The sequence below is a fragment of the Mycolicibacterium helvum genome, from assembly GCF_010731895.1.
Taxonomy (GTDB): Bacteria; Actinomycetota; Actinomycetes; order Mycobacteriales; family Mycobacteriaceae; genus Mycobacterium; species Mycobacterium helvum.
The window spans coordinates 179,668-193,819 of sequence record NZ_AP022596.1 but is presented as its reverse complement, the minus strand read 5'-3'; the positions used below and the strand labels follow the sequence as shown (position 1 = coordinate 193,819).

General features: G+C 66.3%; 15 protein-coding genes. 10 read left to right on the top strand and 5 right to left on the bottom strand.

Annotation, left to right across the window (positions count from 1 at the left end; genetic code table 11):
* Positions 1 to 6 precede the first annotated feature (6 nt).
* Both G6N38_RS00945 and G6N38_RS00940 read left to right on the top strand, forming a co-directional pair.
* Positions 7 to 1,464, top strand: coding sequence for an aminobutyraldehyde dehydrogenase (locus tag G6N38_RS00945; protein WP_163745838.1), 1,458 nt, complete (start codon positions 7 to 9; stop codon positions 1,462 to 1,464).
* 110 nt (positions 1,465 to 1,574) lie between these two features.
* Positions 1,575 to 3,002: an APC family permease gene (locus G6N38_RS00940; protein ID WP_246227575.1), complete on the top strand. Its 1,428-nt coding sequence runs from the start codon at positions 1,575 to 1,577 to the stop codon at positions 3,000 to 3,002.
* A gap of 6 nt (positions 3,003 to 3,008) precedes the next feature.
* Here G6N38_RS00940 and G6N38_RS00935 read toward each other — a convergent pair whose 3' ends face one another.
* Genes G6N38_RS00935 through G6N38_RS00925 form a run of 3 tightly spaced genes read right to left on the bottom strand, consistent with a single transcriptional unit; the run spans position 3,009 to position 5,391 of the window.
* Positions 3,009 to 3,878: a ribokinase gene (locus tag G6N38_RS00935; RefSeq protein WP_163745836.1), complete on the bottom strand. Its 870-nt coding sequence runs from the start codon at positions 3,876 to 3,878 to the stop codon at positions 3,009 to 3,011.
* Positions 3,879 to 3,928: 50 nt separating this feature from the next.
* Positions 3,929 to 4,540, bottom strand: a complete 612-nt coding sequence (locus G6N38_RS00930; protein ID WP_163745835.1) for a TetR/AcrR family transcriptional regulator — start codon at positions 4,538 to 4,540, stop codon at positions 3,929 to 3,931.
* A gap of 2 nt (positions 4,541 to 4,542) precedes the next feature.
* Positions 4,543 to 5,391: an oxidoreductase gene (locus tag G6N38_RS00925; RefSeq protein ID WP_163745834.1), complete on the bottom strand. Its 849-nt coding sequence runs from the start codon at positions 5,389 to 5,391 to the stop codon at positions 4,543 to 4,545.
* A 154-nt stretch (positions 5,392 to 5,545) separates the two neighbouring features.
* Here G6N38_RS00925 and G6N38_RS00920 point away from each other — a divergent pair, with 154 nt between their 5' ends.
* From G6N38_RS00920 to G6N38_RS00910, 3 genes are read left to right on the top strand one after another with little or no spacing between them, the layout of a single operon-like run.
* Complete coding sequence (locus tag G6N38_RS00920; protein ID WP_163745833.1) at positions 5,546 to 6,829, top strand: glutamate-5-semialdehyde dehydrogenase; 1,284 nt, start codon at positions 5,546 to 5,548, stop codon at positions 6,827 to 6,829.
* Positions 6,830 to 6,847: 18 nt separating this feature from the next.
* On the top strand, positions 6,848 to 7,726 hold the full coding sequence (locus tag G6N38_RS00915; protein ID WP_163745832.1) for an AAA family ATPase: 879 nt from the start codon (positions 6,848 to 6,850) through the stop codon (positions 7,724 to 7,726).
* Positions 7,727 to 7,730: 4 nt separating this feature from the next.
* Positions 7,731 to 9,176: a vWA domain-containing protein gene (locus G6N38_RS00910; RefSeq protein ID WP_163745831.1), complete on the top strand. Its 1,446-nt coding sequence runs from the start codon at positions 7,731 to 7,733 to the stop codon at positions 9,174 to 9,176.
* On the opposite strand, the gene G6N38_RS00905 is transcribed toward G6N38_RS00910, so the two are convergent.
* The gene (locus G6N38_RS00905; protein ID WP_246227572.1) at positions 9,162 to 9,530 is read right to left on the bottom strand and encodes a nitroreductase/quinone reductase family protein; all 369 of its coding nucleotides are present in this window, start codon (positions 9,528 to 9,530) and stop codon (positions 9,162 to 9,164) included. The two genes, G6N38_RS00910 and G6N38_RS00905, sit on opposite strands and share 15 nt — an antisense overlap.
* Before the next feature lie 190 nt (positions 9,531 to 9,720).
* Here G6N38_RS00905 and G6N38_RS00900 point away from each other — a divergent pair, with 190 nt between their 5' ends.
* A complete protein-coding gene (locus G6N38_RS00900; RefSeq protein ID WP_163745830.1) occupies positions 9,721 to 10,290 on the top strand; it encodes a TetR/AcrR family transcriptional regulator in 570 nt (189 codons plus the stop codon).
* On the opposite strand, the gene G6N38_RS00895 is transcribed toward G6N38_RS00900, so the two are convergent.
* Entirely contained in the window at positions 10,287 to 11,405 is a 1,119-nt protein-coding gene (locus G6N38_RS00895; RefSeq protein WP_246227570.1) for a PE-PPE domain-containing protein, read from the bottom strand. The genes G6N38_RS00900 and G6N38_RS00895 overlap by 4 nt on opposite strands.
* A gap of 237 nt (positions 11,406 to 11,642) precedes the next feature.
* On the opposite strand from G6N38_RS00895, the gene nadD reads away from it, so the two are divergent.
* The 4 genes from nadD to octT are packed head-to-tail and all read left to right on the top strand — an operon-like array spanning position 11,643 to position 14,149.
* On the top strand, positions 11,643 to 12,275 hold the full coding sequence (gene nadD / locus G6N38_RS00890; RefSeq protein ID WP_163751726.1) for a nicotinate-nucleotide adenylyltransferase: 633 nt from the start codon (positions 11,643 to 11,645) through the stop codon (positions 12,273 to 12,275).
* The gene (rsfS, locus tag G6N38_RS00885; RefSeq protein WP_163745828.1) at positions 12,272 to 12,739 is read left to right on the top strand and encodes a ribosome silencing factor; all 468 of its coding nucleotides are present in this window, start codon (positions 12,272 to 12,274) and stop codon (positions 12,737 to 12,739) included. Before nadD ends, rsfS begins: the two co-directional genes overlap by 4 nt.
* The gene (gene gpgP / locus G6N38_RS00880; RefSeq protein ID WP_163745827.1) at positions 12,736 to 13,404 is read left to right on the top strand and encodes a glucosyl-3-phosphoglycerate phosphatase; all 669 of its coding nucleotides are present in this window, start codon (positions 12,736 to 12,738) and stop codon (positions 13,402 to 13,404) included. Before rsfS ends, gpgP begins: the two co-directional genes overlap by 4 nt.
* A complete protein-coding gene (gene octT / locus G6N38_RS00875) occupies positions 13,394 to 14,149 on the top strand; it encodes a diglucosylglycerate octanoyltransferase (RefSeq protein WP_163745826.1) in 756 nt (251 codons plus the stop codon). Before gpgP ends, octT begins: the two co-directional genes overlap by 11 nt.
* The last annotated feature ends 3 nt before the right edge of the window (positions 14,150 to 14,152 follow it).

Sequence of the window (14,152 nt, the reverse complement as noted above, 5' to 3'; positions counted from 1 at the left end):
ACGGGCATGACCGCAGGACGCTTCCATCGAGGCGAACGTATCCCGGGCTCGGGCCAGGTGCGGATTCTGATCGACCCGGCCACGGGCGAGCAGACCACGACAGTGTCGGAGGCTACTGTCGCCGAGGCCCGCGCGGCCGTCACCGCGGCCACTGAGGCCTATCCCGAATGGTCTGGCCGAACTGCGGGCGAGCGGGCCAGGGCCATCCTGCGGTGGGCAGACTTGATCGATGCGCACGCCGCCGATCTCACTGCCCTTGAGGTCGCCGAGACCGGCAAGCCCGTCGCGGTCTTTCGCGACGGTGAACTGCCTTTCGGCACTGACAATCTGAGGTTCTTCGCAGGTGCGGCACGCTCGCTGGAGCAGTCCGGAGCCGGTGTCCTCAGCGAGGGCTATACGTCCATGATCGTGCGCCGGCCGGTAGGACCGGTCGTTGGCATCGCACCGTGGAACTTCCCGATGATCATGGGCCTGTGGAAGATTGGCCCCGCCATTGCGGCGGGTAACACCATCGTGGTGAAACCGGCACCTGCGACGCCGAGCAGCACGCTCCACATCGCTGCGCTGGCAGTCGAAGCGGGGATCCCCGCCGGTGTCCTCGAAGTGGTGACCGGCGATGAGTCCGTCGGACAGGCCCTGGTGGAAGACGAACGGGTACAACTGATCTCGATCACCGGCTCGACCCGCGCCGGGCGTCAGGTGATGTCAACAGCCTCGGCAAGGGGCGGGCGGGTGCACCTGGAACTCGGTGGAAAGGCTCCGTGCCTGGTCTTCGAGGACGCCCACCTGGACTCCGCAGCGCACGGCATCGCGATGGGTGCCACCTACAACTCCGGACAGGATTGCACGGCGGCCACCCGGGTCTATGCCCAGGAATCGGTGTTCGACGACGTTGTGGCCCGCCTGCGGGACAAGTTCGCTGCCATCCGCGTCGGAAGCCCCCATGATCCGACCTCCGACATCGGACCACTCGTCAGCCTGGAACACCGTGGGCGTGTCCATGGATTCGTCGAACGTGCCGTCGCCGCGGGCGCAACAGTGCACATCGGTGGCTCAGTCCCCGAGGGGCCGGGAGCGTACTACCCGCCCACACTGATCACCGGGGCACAGCAGTGCGCCGAGATCGTCCAGGACGAGGTGTTCGGACCTGTTTTGGTCGTGCTGCCGTTCAGCGACGAGGCGCAGGCAATCGTCCTGGCCAACGACTGCCGCTACGGCCTGGCGTCCTCGGTGTGGACACAGGATGTGGCTCGCGCACTACGCGTCTCCCACGCCATCGAGGCGGGGGTGACGTGGGTCAACGATCATCTTCCGATCGCCTCCGAGGCGCCCCACGGCGGAGTGAAGGCGAGCGGCTTCGGCAAGGACATGAGCCAGGAGGCCGTCGCCGAGTACACCGTCGCTCGGCACATCATGGTGAAGCACGCTCCACGCGCTGCCCACGATTCGTTTCGTCCCAGCTGACCGGCTGAAAATCCTTGTCTCTCAATCTGTAACACCGCACGGCGGACATTGATGAATGTAGCGCCGATGAATGTGACGCCACGATGTCCCATCACGATGGAGGTTCAGCCTTGACAATCAATGACGGTGTTGCCGAGCTGCATTCGGCCGAAGAACGACTGCCGCGGAAAATGCGCTGGTTCGACGGCTTTGCGATGGCCATGACCATGCCCGCTGCACTCGTGGCCACCTTGGGCGCTTCGATCGCCGGGCTCGGCGGCTGGGGCGCCGCAGTCCTGTGGGCGATCTCCATGGTGATCTCCCTGGCAGTGAATTGGATCTACACCGAACTCGCGGCAATGTTCCCCGATGCATCCGGCGGCATCTCGGGGTATGCCGCCGAGGCCTGGAAGAAATACGCGCCGTGGCTCGCACCGTTGGCCGGGGTGGGGTACTGGCTGCCGTGGGGATCCAACCTGGCCACCTACGGAGCATTCACCGGCCTGCTGGTCCAGTCGCAATGGTTCCCAGACCAACAGTGGACCTATGACATCGGCCCACTCCATTTCAGCTTCCCCATCCTGATCGGGCTCTGCGTCATCTTCGCCCTCTACGGCATCAACATCATCGGTGTGCGGGTCACCATGGCGTTCGTCTATGTGACCGCCGCAATCCTGATGATCCCCCTGTCGGTGTTCGTCTTCTTCCCGCTGTTCAACGCCGACTGGGCACCCATGGATCTGACGTGGAAACTGCACGGCCTCGGCGGATTGCACACCGCGATCGTGTGGCTCTACGTGATGGCGTGGACGACATTGGGCGTCGAGGTCTGCGCCACCTTCGCCTCGGAGTACCGCGATCCCGTCAAGGACACCTCGCGCGCAATCCGGGCATCTGCCTTGTTCTGCCTCGGTGTCTTTTTCATCGTGCCGCTCACTCTGGGCGGTTTCGCCGGCGAGCAGGCTATTGTCGAAGACCCCTCGACGTTTTTCGTGGCGAGTTTCTCCAAGCTCACCGGTGCCGGTGGCGGCGTCATGGTGCTGTGCCTCATCGCCTCGCTGCTGTTGGTCATGCTGACGTCGGTCGCCGATGCGTCGCGAGTGCTGTTCAACATGGGCAAAGAGGGAATCACCGTGCGCTCCATGGGCAAGCTGAACAAGCGTGGCGTGCCCGTGCGCGCGTTGAACGTGATGCTGGTACTCAATATCGTGCTGCTCGTCGTACTACAACAGCCGTTGGCGATCATCGTGACGGGCAATCTGGGCTACATCCTGGCCCACGTGCTGGCTGTCTCCGGTTTCGCGTTGCTGCGCAAGGACCGTCCGGATGCGCTGCGCCCCATCCGTCTGCCGCGGGTTTTCATCCCGCTGTCGATGGGCCTGGCTGTCCTGCTCGCAGTGATGCTCGTAGTGGGCGCGACCGGATTCTCGATCACCGGCTATGGGGGCTTGCTGGAACTGGGTGTCGCCGTGTCGATCCTGGCGGCCGGAGTGCTGTTGTGGTGGTTGGTCCAGCGCGGTGATCGGGCGAATGCCCGAGGTCCAGTGCGCAACGACTAGACGGCGCTAGGTGCTGCCGCCCACCTCAGGTGAAAGGACGTCGTCGATCGCCTCCGCGGTCGGTGCGCAATCGCCAGCGCCGGGAACAAGCGTCGCCAGCGCGCCCGCTGCGCAGGCTCGGCGAAGCGCGCGCTCGTGGCCGGCCAACCAGTTCGCGGCGAGCACGCCGGCGAAGACATCTCCTGCGCCGGTGGTGTCGATCGCCTCGACGTCGGGACTGGGTATCTCTAGGTCTCCACCGGTTGCCCGGTAAATCGCGCCACGGGCACCGCGGGTGACCACCAGATGCCTGGTGGGCCAGATCCAATGCGGCTCCTCGGCTTCGTTGACGATCACGACGTCGGTGACGTCGGCCAGGTCACTCAGGGCCGGGTCGGCGCTGACGGGGGAGGCATTGACGATCACGGTGGCTCCGACCGAGCGGGCTTCACGCGCGGCCGCTACTGCGGTCGCGATCGGCACCTCCAACTGAACGAGCAGCACCTCGCAGTCGGCGATCACCGCGCGGGCAGCAGCCGAGGTCAGCGTCAGATGCCCATTGGCGCCGGGCGCCACCACGATCATGTTCTCGCCGCGGTTGTCGACCAGGATCACCGCACTGCCGCTGGCGACCGGCAGCTCTTGCAGCCCGTCGAGCCCGATGCCGTTGTCGCTCAGGTGGGTCCGCAACTCGGCACCTGCCGGGTCGGTGCCCACCGCCCCGACGAACTGCACGATGGCGCCGGCTCGGGCCGCCGCGACCGCCTGATTGCCGCCTTTGCCGCCCGGTTCGGTGGTCACCGCTGACCCGAGCACGGTCTCGCCGGGGCCCGGCAGAACGGCGACTGTGAAGAATCGATCGACGTTCACGCTGCCCACCACACATACCCGTGTCATCGCACAGCATTCTTCCGGACTTTTGGGTAAAACTGGTCGTTTATCGGCCGTCAACGGGCGGTCCGGCGCCAGACCTCGGTGCAGGCCGCACGGGCCCGGCCCAGCTCGGCCTCGGAAATTCTGGAGCCCTGGTAGAAGCTGCGTTCGATCATCCAGCACAGGGCCCGTGCCATCCCGGCGATGTCGGTGCTTGTCACGTCCGGCTCGGTATTCATGTGCTGCAGGATCTCGGCGATCGCGTCGATGAAGATGTCGGCGGTGTCGGTCCACAGGGTGTCGATCTCGGGCACCGACGACGCCAGGTCGATCGCGGTGCGCATCACCACTCCGTGTTGACGCCACAGAGCTTCGGTCCTGGCCATCGCCTCGTCGATGGCGTACTCACCGCGCGCTGCGTCGGAGGAGGCCGCGCGCGACTTTTCCCTGAGCGCCTCGACGGTGCGCGCGACGAGCGCGGTGACGACGTCCTGTTTGGACCCGAAATAGAAGTACAGGGCGCCCCGCGTCAGCCCCGCACCCGCGGCGATGTCGGCGATCGTCATGGCGTCGTAGCCTTGCTCGGCCAGGAGCCGTTCGGCGATGTCGAGGATCGCCTGCTCCCGCAGGTCCCCTTTGCGCGGCGTGGCTGCGCCACGCCGGGTCGGTCGAGAGTGTGCTGGCATGGCTAGCCGGCGGCAATCTGGTGACCGTCGGGGAAGTCGGTTGTGCGAGAGACGGATTCCCACCTGTCGATCTCCTCGTCGACGGCGTGACGCGCGGTTCGGATGAGGCGCAGTGCATCTGATCCCAGCACCAGATGTCGTGGCGGATTGTCCGATTCGGCGATGCGCAGAACCGCGGCGGCGGCCTTTGCCGGGTCGCCGAGTTGGTTGCCGCTCGCCTGAACGCGCGCGTCCCGGATCGGTGCGAACAGATCGTCGTAGTCGGCGATCGTTCGCTCTGATCGCCTCATGGACCGACCGGCCCAGTCGGTGCGGAACGAACCTGGTTCGATGGCCGTGACGTGGACGCCGAACTGTGCGACCTCTTTGCCCAGGCTTTCCAGCAGTCCCTCCAATGCGAACTTGCTGCCGCAGTAGGCAGTCAGGCCGGCCGGCGCCATCATCCCGCCCATCGACGTGACGGCCATGAGATGACCGCTGCGGCGTTGACGCAGGTAAGGCAGGGCGGCCTGCAGGGTCGCGGCAACGCCGAACACGTTGGTGTCGAACTGAGCGCGCAACTCGCTCAAGGGTGTTTCCTCGAAGACGCCTTCGAGTCCGTAGCCCGCGTTGGCGATCACGACATCGATAGGACCGACGGTCGATTCGACATCGTTCACGGTGCCGAACACCGCCTCCTCGTCGGTCACGTCCAAGAGCCGCCCATGGGCGGTGGGCGCTAACGCTTCGAACGACTCGAGTTCAGCCTGCCGACGGACAGTGCCCACGACGGTGTGCCCCGCTTCCAGTGCGGCTTCGGCGAATGCGCGGCCCAGGCCGCTACTGACTCCGGTGATCAGAAAGGTCTTCACCGGTCACCTCCTCTCGGGTTGATGCCACTGCCAACGACCGTAGCGTGAAATCTACGCTGCGTCGATTTTAATCAACAATGTGCAGATTAATGACCGACGTGCCCCGTGCGGGGCCCCACCTGCCGGTTGGTGGGGAGACCGATACCCTGGGGTAATGAGTGTTCAGGCGGCGCCGGAGGGCAGGAGCGTAGCGACCCGGGAATTGGCCGAGCTTGACGACTTGAAGAACGAGGTGCTCGACACCGCCCGCCGGGCGCGCGTCGCCTCGCGCACCCTGGCGTCGCTCACCACCACCGTTAAAGACCGCGCCCTGCACGCTGCCGCGGACGCCGTGCTGGCCCACTCACACCAGATCCTGGCCGCCAACGCCGTCGACCTCGACGTCGCCCGCGCCGCAGGCACCGCCGAGGCGATGCTGGACCGGCTCGCGCTCAACCCGCAGCGGATCGATGGCATCGCCGCCGGTCTGCGTCAGGTCGCCGGACTGCCCGACCCGATCGGTGAAGTCCTACGCGGCCGCACGCTGCCCAACGGGCTGCAACTGCGTCAGCAGCGTGTCCCCCTCGGCGTGATCGGAATCGTCTACGAAGGCCGGCCCAACGTGACGGTCGACGCGTTCGGCCTCACCCTCAAATCCGGCAACGCCGTGCTGCTGCGCGGTAGCTCCTCGGCCGCGCACTCCAACGCCGCGCTGGTCGCCGCACTGCGCGGCGCACTGGCCGCCGAGGGTCTGCCCGAGGACGCGGTGCAACTGCTGCCCAGCGCCGACCGCTCCAGCGTCACCCACCTCATCCAGGCCCGCGGTCTGGTCGACGTGGTGATCCCGCGCGGTGGTGCCGGATTGATCGATGCCGTCGTGCGCGACGCCACGGTGCCCACCATCGAAACCGGCGTGGGGAACTGTCACGTCTACGTCCACTCCGCCGCCGACCTCGACGTCGCCGAGCGGATCGTCCTCAACGCCAAGACGCGGCGGCCCAGTGTCTGCAACGCCGCAGAGACACTGCTGGTGGACGCAGCCGTCGCCAGCACGGCCCTGCCGCGATTGGTTGCCGCGCTGCAACAGGCTGGGGTCACCGTCCACGACAACCCGACCGACGACGAACTGCGAGCGGAGTTCTTGTCGATGGACATCGCGGTGGCCACCGTCGACGGGCTCGACGCCGCCATCGAGCACATCAACACCTACGGCACCGGTCATACCGAGGCCATTGTCACCACCAACCTTGCTGCGGCACAGCGCTTTACCGAACGTGTCGACGCAGCCGCGGTGATGGTCAACGCCTCGACGGCGTTCACCGACGGCGAGCAGTTCGGCTTCGGAGCCGAGATCGGCATCTCCACCCAGAAGCTGCACGCACGCGGCCCGATGGGTCTGCCCGAGTTGACGTCAACCAAATGGATCGTCTGGGGAGACGGCCACACCCGCCCTGCCTGAGGCGACGACAGGAGAACCATGACCGAAACCCCCGCACGCCCGGCACCGCTATTCACCGACATCGACGATGTCGCCAAGCGGCTGGCCGAGACCGGCTATCTGCCCGACACCGCCACCGCCACAGCGGTGTTCCTCGCCGATCGGTTGGGCAAGCCGCTGCTGGTCGAGGGGCCGGCCGGTGTCGGCAAGACCGAACTGGCCCGTGCGGTCGCCCAGACCACCGGATCGGGCCTGGTGCGCCTGCAGTGCTACGAGGGTGTCGACGAGGCCCGTGCGCTCTACGAGTGGAACCACGCCAAGCAGATCCTGCGGATGCAGTCCGGGTCCGACGACTGGGACGCGGCCAAGTCCGACATCTTCAGCGAGGAGTTCCTGCTGTCCCGGCCGCTACTGACGGCCATCCGGCGCACCGAACCCACCGTGCTGCTGATCGACGAAACCGACAAGGCCGATATCGAGATCGAGGGCCTGCTGCTGGAGGTGCTGAGCGACTTCGCGGTCACCGTCCCGGAATTGGGCACGATCACCGCATCGCGCACCCCGTTCGTGGTGCTGACCTCTAACGCCACCCGGGAGCTGTCCGAGGCGCTCAAGCGCCGCTGCCTGTTCCTGCACATCGACTTCCCCGACGCGGACCTCGAGCGGCGCATCCTGTTGTCCCGGGTGCCCGAGCTGCCCGAGTCGCTGGCCGCCGAACTGGTCCGCATCATCGGCGTGCTGCGCGGTATGCAGCTCAAGAAACTGCCGTCGGTCGCCGAGACCATCGACTGGGGCCGCACGATTTTGGCGCTGGGGCTCGACACCATCGACGACGCCACCATCGCCGCGACGCTTGGGGTGGTGCTCAAGCACCAGTCCGACCAGCAGCGGGCCGCTGGCGAACTGCGGCTGAACTAAGCCGATGGCCGTCCGCAGGGTGCGCCCCCCACAACCGCTAGCCCCGCACGGCTTGCCCGGCCACCTGGTGGGCTTCGTCGAAGCGCTACGTGCTCAAGGGATTTCGGTGGGGCCGTCGGAGACGGTTGACGCCGGCCGGGTGATGACCGTGCTGGGCCTGGGTAACCGCGAGTCCCTCCGCGAAGGTCTGGCGTGTGCGGTGCTGCGCCGCGCCGACCACCGGGAGACCTATGACGCGCTGTTCGACCTGTGGTGGCCGCCGGCGTTGGGTGGCCGCACCGTCCTGGTCGACGAGGATGCCGACGAGGACACCCAGGACGGCTTGCCGCCCGAGGATATCGAAGCGATGCGGCAGATGCTGCTGGACCTGCTGGCCGACAACCCCGACATCGGCGACATGGACGATCGGCTGGTCGCGATGATCGCGCAGATCGTCGAGGCCTACGGCCGCTACACGTCCAGTCGCGGCCCCTCGTACTCGTCGTATCAGGCGCTCAAGGCGATGGGCTTGGACGAACTGGAAGGCCGGCTGCTGGCCGGCCTGCTGGCGCCGCACGACGACGACCCGAGCCCCACTCAGGAGCAGATCGCCAAAGCGCTTGCCGCGCAGAAGATTGCGCAGTTGCGGCGGATGGTGGAAAGCGAGACCAAACGGCGTACCGCCGAACAGCTCGGCCGCGACCACGTCCAGATGTACGGCATCCCACAGTTGGCCGAGAACGTCGAATTCCTGCGGGCCTCTGGCGATCAGCTGCGCCAGATGCGCAAGGTCGTCGGTCCGCTGGCCCGGATGCTGGCCACCCGGCTGGCGGCTCGCCGCCGTCGCGCCCGCTCCGGTGCCATCGACCTGCGTAAGACCCTGCGGAAGTCGATGTCGACCGGGGGAGTGCCGATCGACGTCGTGCTGCGTAAGCCGCGGCCGGCGCGGCCGGAACTCGTTGTGCTGTGCGATGTTTCGGGCTCAGTGGCCGGCTTCAGCCACTTCACCCTGCTGCTCGTGCACGCCCTGCGCCAGCAGTTCTCCCGGGTCCGGGTCTTCGCCTTCATCGACACCACCGACGAGGTGACCCACCTGTTCGGACCGGATGCCGACCTCGCGGTCGCCGTCCAGCGCATCACCCGGGAAGCGGGGGTCTACACCCGCGACGGGCACTCCGACTACGGCAATGCGTTCGTGTCGTTCACCGAGAACTTCCACAACGTGCTGTCACCACGCAGCTCGCTGCTGGTGCTCGGCGACGCGCGCACCAACTACCGCAACCCCGCCGTCGACATCCTGGCTCATATGGTCAGTGCCAGCCGGCACGCACACTGGCTCAACCCGGAGCCGCGGCACCTGTGGGGCAGCGGTGACTCGGCGGTGCCGCGCTATGAGGACGTCATCACCATGCACGAATGCCGTTCGGCCAAGCAGCTTGCCGCGGTGATCGACCAGTTACTGCCCGTCTAGTCCTACGGTGACGGTGACCCGCCCCTTGTGATCCTGCGCGGCCACCGCATGCCCGGTGCGCTCGGTGCCGTCGAACTGCAGCGTGACTGGACCGCCGGCGCCGAGGAAGTTGCGCCACCAGGTCTTGGTCTGCGGCAGGTTGGCGTTGATGGTGATCGTGCCACCGGTACGGCGGTAGGCCACGGGGATGCTGAACGTGCGTCCAGAACGCCGCCCGGTGTAGCGCAGTATCGCGATGTTGCGATTCACCAACCCACCAAAGCGTGGGGAGGTAGCGATTGCGGCCACCGGTGCATTGAGCAGGGGCGCGGCGCGCATCACCAGTCGGCCAAGGGTTTTCGGTTGCTTTGTCATGACTTCAGCTGTCCTTTCAGACGATCAACGTGAGTTGCCGCGACGAGACCGATCGCCCCCGGTGCGGGCATTCGCCCGTCGCCGTCGGAACTCCTCGAAGATGCGTCGCTGGATGTCCTAGCAACGCTAGCAATGCCGTCCGGGCGTGTCAATGGCATTGCTAGGTGTTCTAGCAGTGCTAGAATCGGGTATGCCTACCGGGGACCGGCGCGCGCGCGAGCGTGCTGCGCGACGCCAGCTGATCATCACGACGGCGCGCGGGCTGGCCGAGTCCGAAGGGTGGGATGCCGTCACCACTCGGCGGCTGTCCGCCGAGATCGAATACAGCCAACCGGTTCTCTATGCGCACTTCGCCAACATGGAGCAGCTCGCGCACGCTGTCGCCATCGACGGATTCCGTGAACTCGCCGAGGCACTGAACGCCGCGCGCAGCGGCGCCGCGACGGCCGCCGACGCGCTACGGCAACTTGCGCACGCCTACATCGGCTTTGCTGGCGAAAACCCGGCCCTGTACGACGTGATGTTCACCCGGCCCACCACGCTGCACTTCGCCGCCGAGGACACACCGCCCGAACTCGAAGCGGGGTTCAACGAGCTACGCAACGCAGTTGCCGACCTTGGCGAGCTGCCCGACGCCGACACGTTCGCCGAGGTGCTCTGGTCGGCACTACACGGACTGGTCGGTCTCACTCGCAATGGCCGGTTGCGTGCGAGCCACGCCGCCGAGCGGGTCGAGCTGCTGATCGCTCAGTTGTCCTAGTCGCTAGCCTTCGACGGTCTTGCGCTGCCGCCGGTGCTCTTCTTGTGGCCGTCGTTGCTGGCGTTAGTGGTCTTTTTCGATGCACCGGCCTGTGATGCGTTGGCTTTCGGGGTGCTGGCTTTGGGTGTACTCGCCGCGGCCTCAGGCGCTTTCGTGGTGAGCGTGGTGGTCGTTGCGGTACTGGCCGCCGCTGCCGGGGTGACGGTCTTTTGCGCGGCGGCGGCCGAGGGGAGGCTGGGAAGGCTGATCGGCGGGAACAGCTGGGCCTTGGTCGGCTTGCTGTAATCGGTGCGGTCGTAACCCATCTCGATGAACGTCCGCAGGACCGGATCGATGGCGCCAAGAATCGGGTCGGGCACGATGCCCTTGAGTGGCATTAGCAGCGGTACCAGTGGGGTGCGGATGAGGTAATACGTTGTATCGCCATGCACTTGGTAGTACGCGTTGCCGCCGGCCTTGGCGGCTTCGATGTCGGCGGCGGTGAGCTCGGTCTGCGTCTGCCCGTGCACAAGGATCATGCCGGCGATGGCATTGGCCGTGGCCAACAGATTCAACGGGTACGTCGGGAAGTCTGCCCAACCGTCGTACTGGCGGGCCACGTCGACCGTCGTATCGCCGTTGTCGGGCGTGGCACCGGTGAAGCTGATATTGAGGATCGGAATGTGCAGCCCCGCAAACCGTTCCATCACCCCGCCGTTGGGTCGGCTCGGGTTCTCGACGAGGACGAACGTATTACCGGTTCCTTCGGGATGCGCAGCTTTGTACTGCGACAGCACGACCGCGCCCTGTGAGTTCCCGAAGACGACATCGCCCTCGGGGTTCTTGGCTTCGAGGCGCTGCACGCCCTGCGCGACGGAGTCGTTCCACGTCAGATCGAAGATGTAGTTGTTCGACACCGGCCAGAATCCGGCGTTGTAGTCGACGTAGCCACTCGAGGTGGGCGGGTTGGCGGGCGTGTCGGTGCCATCCAGCACCCGCGAGATGAAGTCGCGGTACTCCTGGTCGGTCGGCGTCCAGCCGATGTTCGTGCCGCGAAGGTAATCCACGGTCGCCGCGGTGAGCACCGGGGCCGACGCCACGGTCGGGGTCAGGCCCATCGCCACTGCAGCGGCCACAGCGGCCACACTCGTCACAGGCAGTGTCAGACGTCGGCTACCGAACTTCATCATCATTGACCCCTAGATCGGATAACTCGACTCAGGGCGAAATGCTACCTGAATTGCGACGATTCCCTGGGCAGATATTTGCCAGCACACAGTTGGGGTGCTGGCTCGTGAGCGTCGCGAACCGTCCCACAGCCTCCCGTAAGCTGGTCAATCGTGGTTTCCTCGGCTCGGCGCAGGCTCGGCGTGATGGGTGGGACGTTCGATCCCATCCACAACGGCCACCTGGTCGCAGCCAGCGAAGTCGCCGCCCTCTTCGATCTCGACGAGGTGGTGTTCGTGCCCACCGGCCAGCCGTGGCAGAAGTCTCGGGAGGTGACCCCGCCCGAGGATCGCTACCTGATGACGGTCATCGCGACCGCCTCCAACCCGCGCTTCTCGGTCAGCCGCGTCGACATCGACCGCGGCGGGCCCACCTACACCAATGACACCCTGCGGGACCTGCGCGCGCTCAATCCCGATGCAGACCTGTACTTCATCACCGGTGCCGATGCGCTGGCGTCGATCCTGTCCTGGCAGAACTGGGAGGAGCTGTTCGCACTCGCCAAGTTCGTCGGCGTCAGCCGGCCCGGTTACGAACTCAACGCCAAGCACATCGTCGCGGCGTTCGATCAGCTGCCCGAGGAAGCGCTGAGCCTGGTCGAGGTGCCTGCCCTGGCGATCTCGTCCACCGACTGTCGCGTGCGTGCTGCCGGCAACCGACCGATCTGGTACCTGGTACCCGACGGCGTCGTGCAGTACGTGTCCAAGCGCGGCCTCTACAGCGGAGTCGGCCAACCGAGCCGGCCCGCCGTTACGACATTCGAGGAGACTCCAACGTGACCGCGACCGACGAAGCCGTTCAGATGGCCACTGTGGCGGCCAGAGCCGCCGCGGCCAAGCTCGCGCAGGACATCGTTGTCATCGACGTGTCTGGCCAGCTGGTGATCACCGACTGCTTCGTGATCGCATCGGCGGCCAATGAGCGTCAGGTGAACGCGATCGTCGATGAGGTCGAGGAGAAGATGCGGCTGGCCGGGTACAAGCCTGCGCGCCGCGAGGGCACCCGGGAAGGCCGGTGGGTGCTGCTCGATTTCGTCGACATCGTGGTGCATATCCAGCACCAGGAGGAGCGCAACTTCTACGCCCTGGACCGGTTGTGGCGGGACTGCCCGTTCTTGTCTGTCGACCTCGATGACGTCGAGGCCGGAGCCGCTGGGCCGGCGACATCAGAGGCCGGAGCCGCTGGGCCGGCGACATCAGAGGCCGGAGCCGCTGGGCCGGCGACATCAGGGGACACGCCGTGACGGTGCGCCGGCTGGTCATGCTGCGGCACGGCCAGACCGAGTACAACGCCGGTAGCCGTATGCAGGGTCAGCTCGATACCGAACTGACTGATCTGGGCCGGGCGCAGGCCGTCGCCGCCGCTGAGGTGCTGGCCAAACGCCAGCCGCTGCTGATCGTGTCCTCGGACTTGCGGCGCGCCTACGACACCGCGGTGGCGCTGGCCGACCGCACCGGGCTGCGGGTGCAGGTCGACACCCGGCTTCGAGAGACCCACCTCGGCGACTGGCAGGGGCTCACCCATCACCAGGTGGACGACACCGCACCAGGAGCCCGCCAGGCCTGGCGCGATGACGCCACCTGGGCCCCGCACGGCGGTGAAAGCCGCATCGACGTCGCGGATCGCAGCGTGCCGCTGGTTGCCGATTTGGTTGCCGGAGAACCGGAGTGGGGTCGAGATGATCCTGACCGGCCGCTGGTACTGGTGGCTCATGGTGGGTTGATCGCGGCGCTGTGCGCGGCACTTCTCGGATTGCCGGTCGAAAGCTGGCCCGTGCTGGGCGGGATGGGCAATGCCAGCTGGGCACAACTATCCGGGCACAGTGCCGACGATGCGCCGTTCAAGGCCATTCGCTGGCGCCTCGATGTGTGGAACGCCTCGGCTCAGGTGGCTAACGATGTCCTCTGAGCAACTGGATCCACCCCCGGACCCCCGGACTCTGCTGATCTTCTGCGATTCCCTATCCTATTACGGCCCGCAAGGTGGCCTGCCCTCCGACGATCCGCGAATCTGGCCCAACATTGTTGCCCGCCAACTGGGTTGGGACGTCGAGTTGATCGGCCGGATCGGGTGGACCAGCCGTGACGTGTGGTGGGCGGCCACTCAGGATCCGCGCGCATGGGCCGCGTTACCGCGGGCCGGTGCGGTGATCTTCGCGACCAGTGGCATGGATTCGCTGCCCTCGCCGCTGCCGACCGCGCTGCGCGAACTCATCCGCTACGTACGCCCCTCGTGGCTGCGCCGCTGGGTCCGGGACGGATATGGGTGGGCGCAGCCGAAGCTGTCGCCGATCGCACGTCCGGCACTACCACCTCACCTGACGGTGGAATACCTCGAAATGACTCGTGGTGCGTTGGATTTCAACCGGCCTGGCATCCCGATGATTGCCTCGATTCCCTCGGTGCACATCGCGCCCACCTACGGCATGTCCCATCGCGGCCGGCCCGGTACGGTCGCCGCGATCAACGAATGGGCGGCCCAGCACGACATTCCGGTGGTCGACTTGAAAGCTGCGGTGGGTGAAGAGGTCATGGCCGGCCGCGGCAATCCCGACGGCATCCACTGGAATTTCGAAGCACATCAAGGCGTCGCCGATCTGATGCTCAAAGCGCTTGCCGAAGCTGGTGTTCCGCTCGACAGCACGCGCGACTGACCC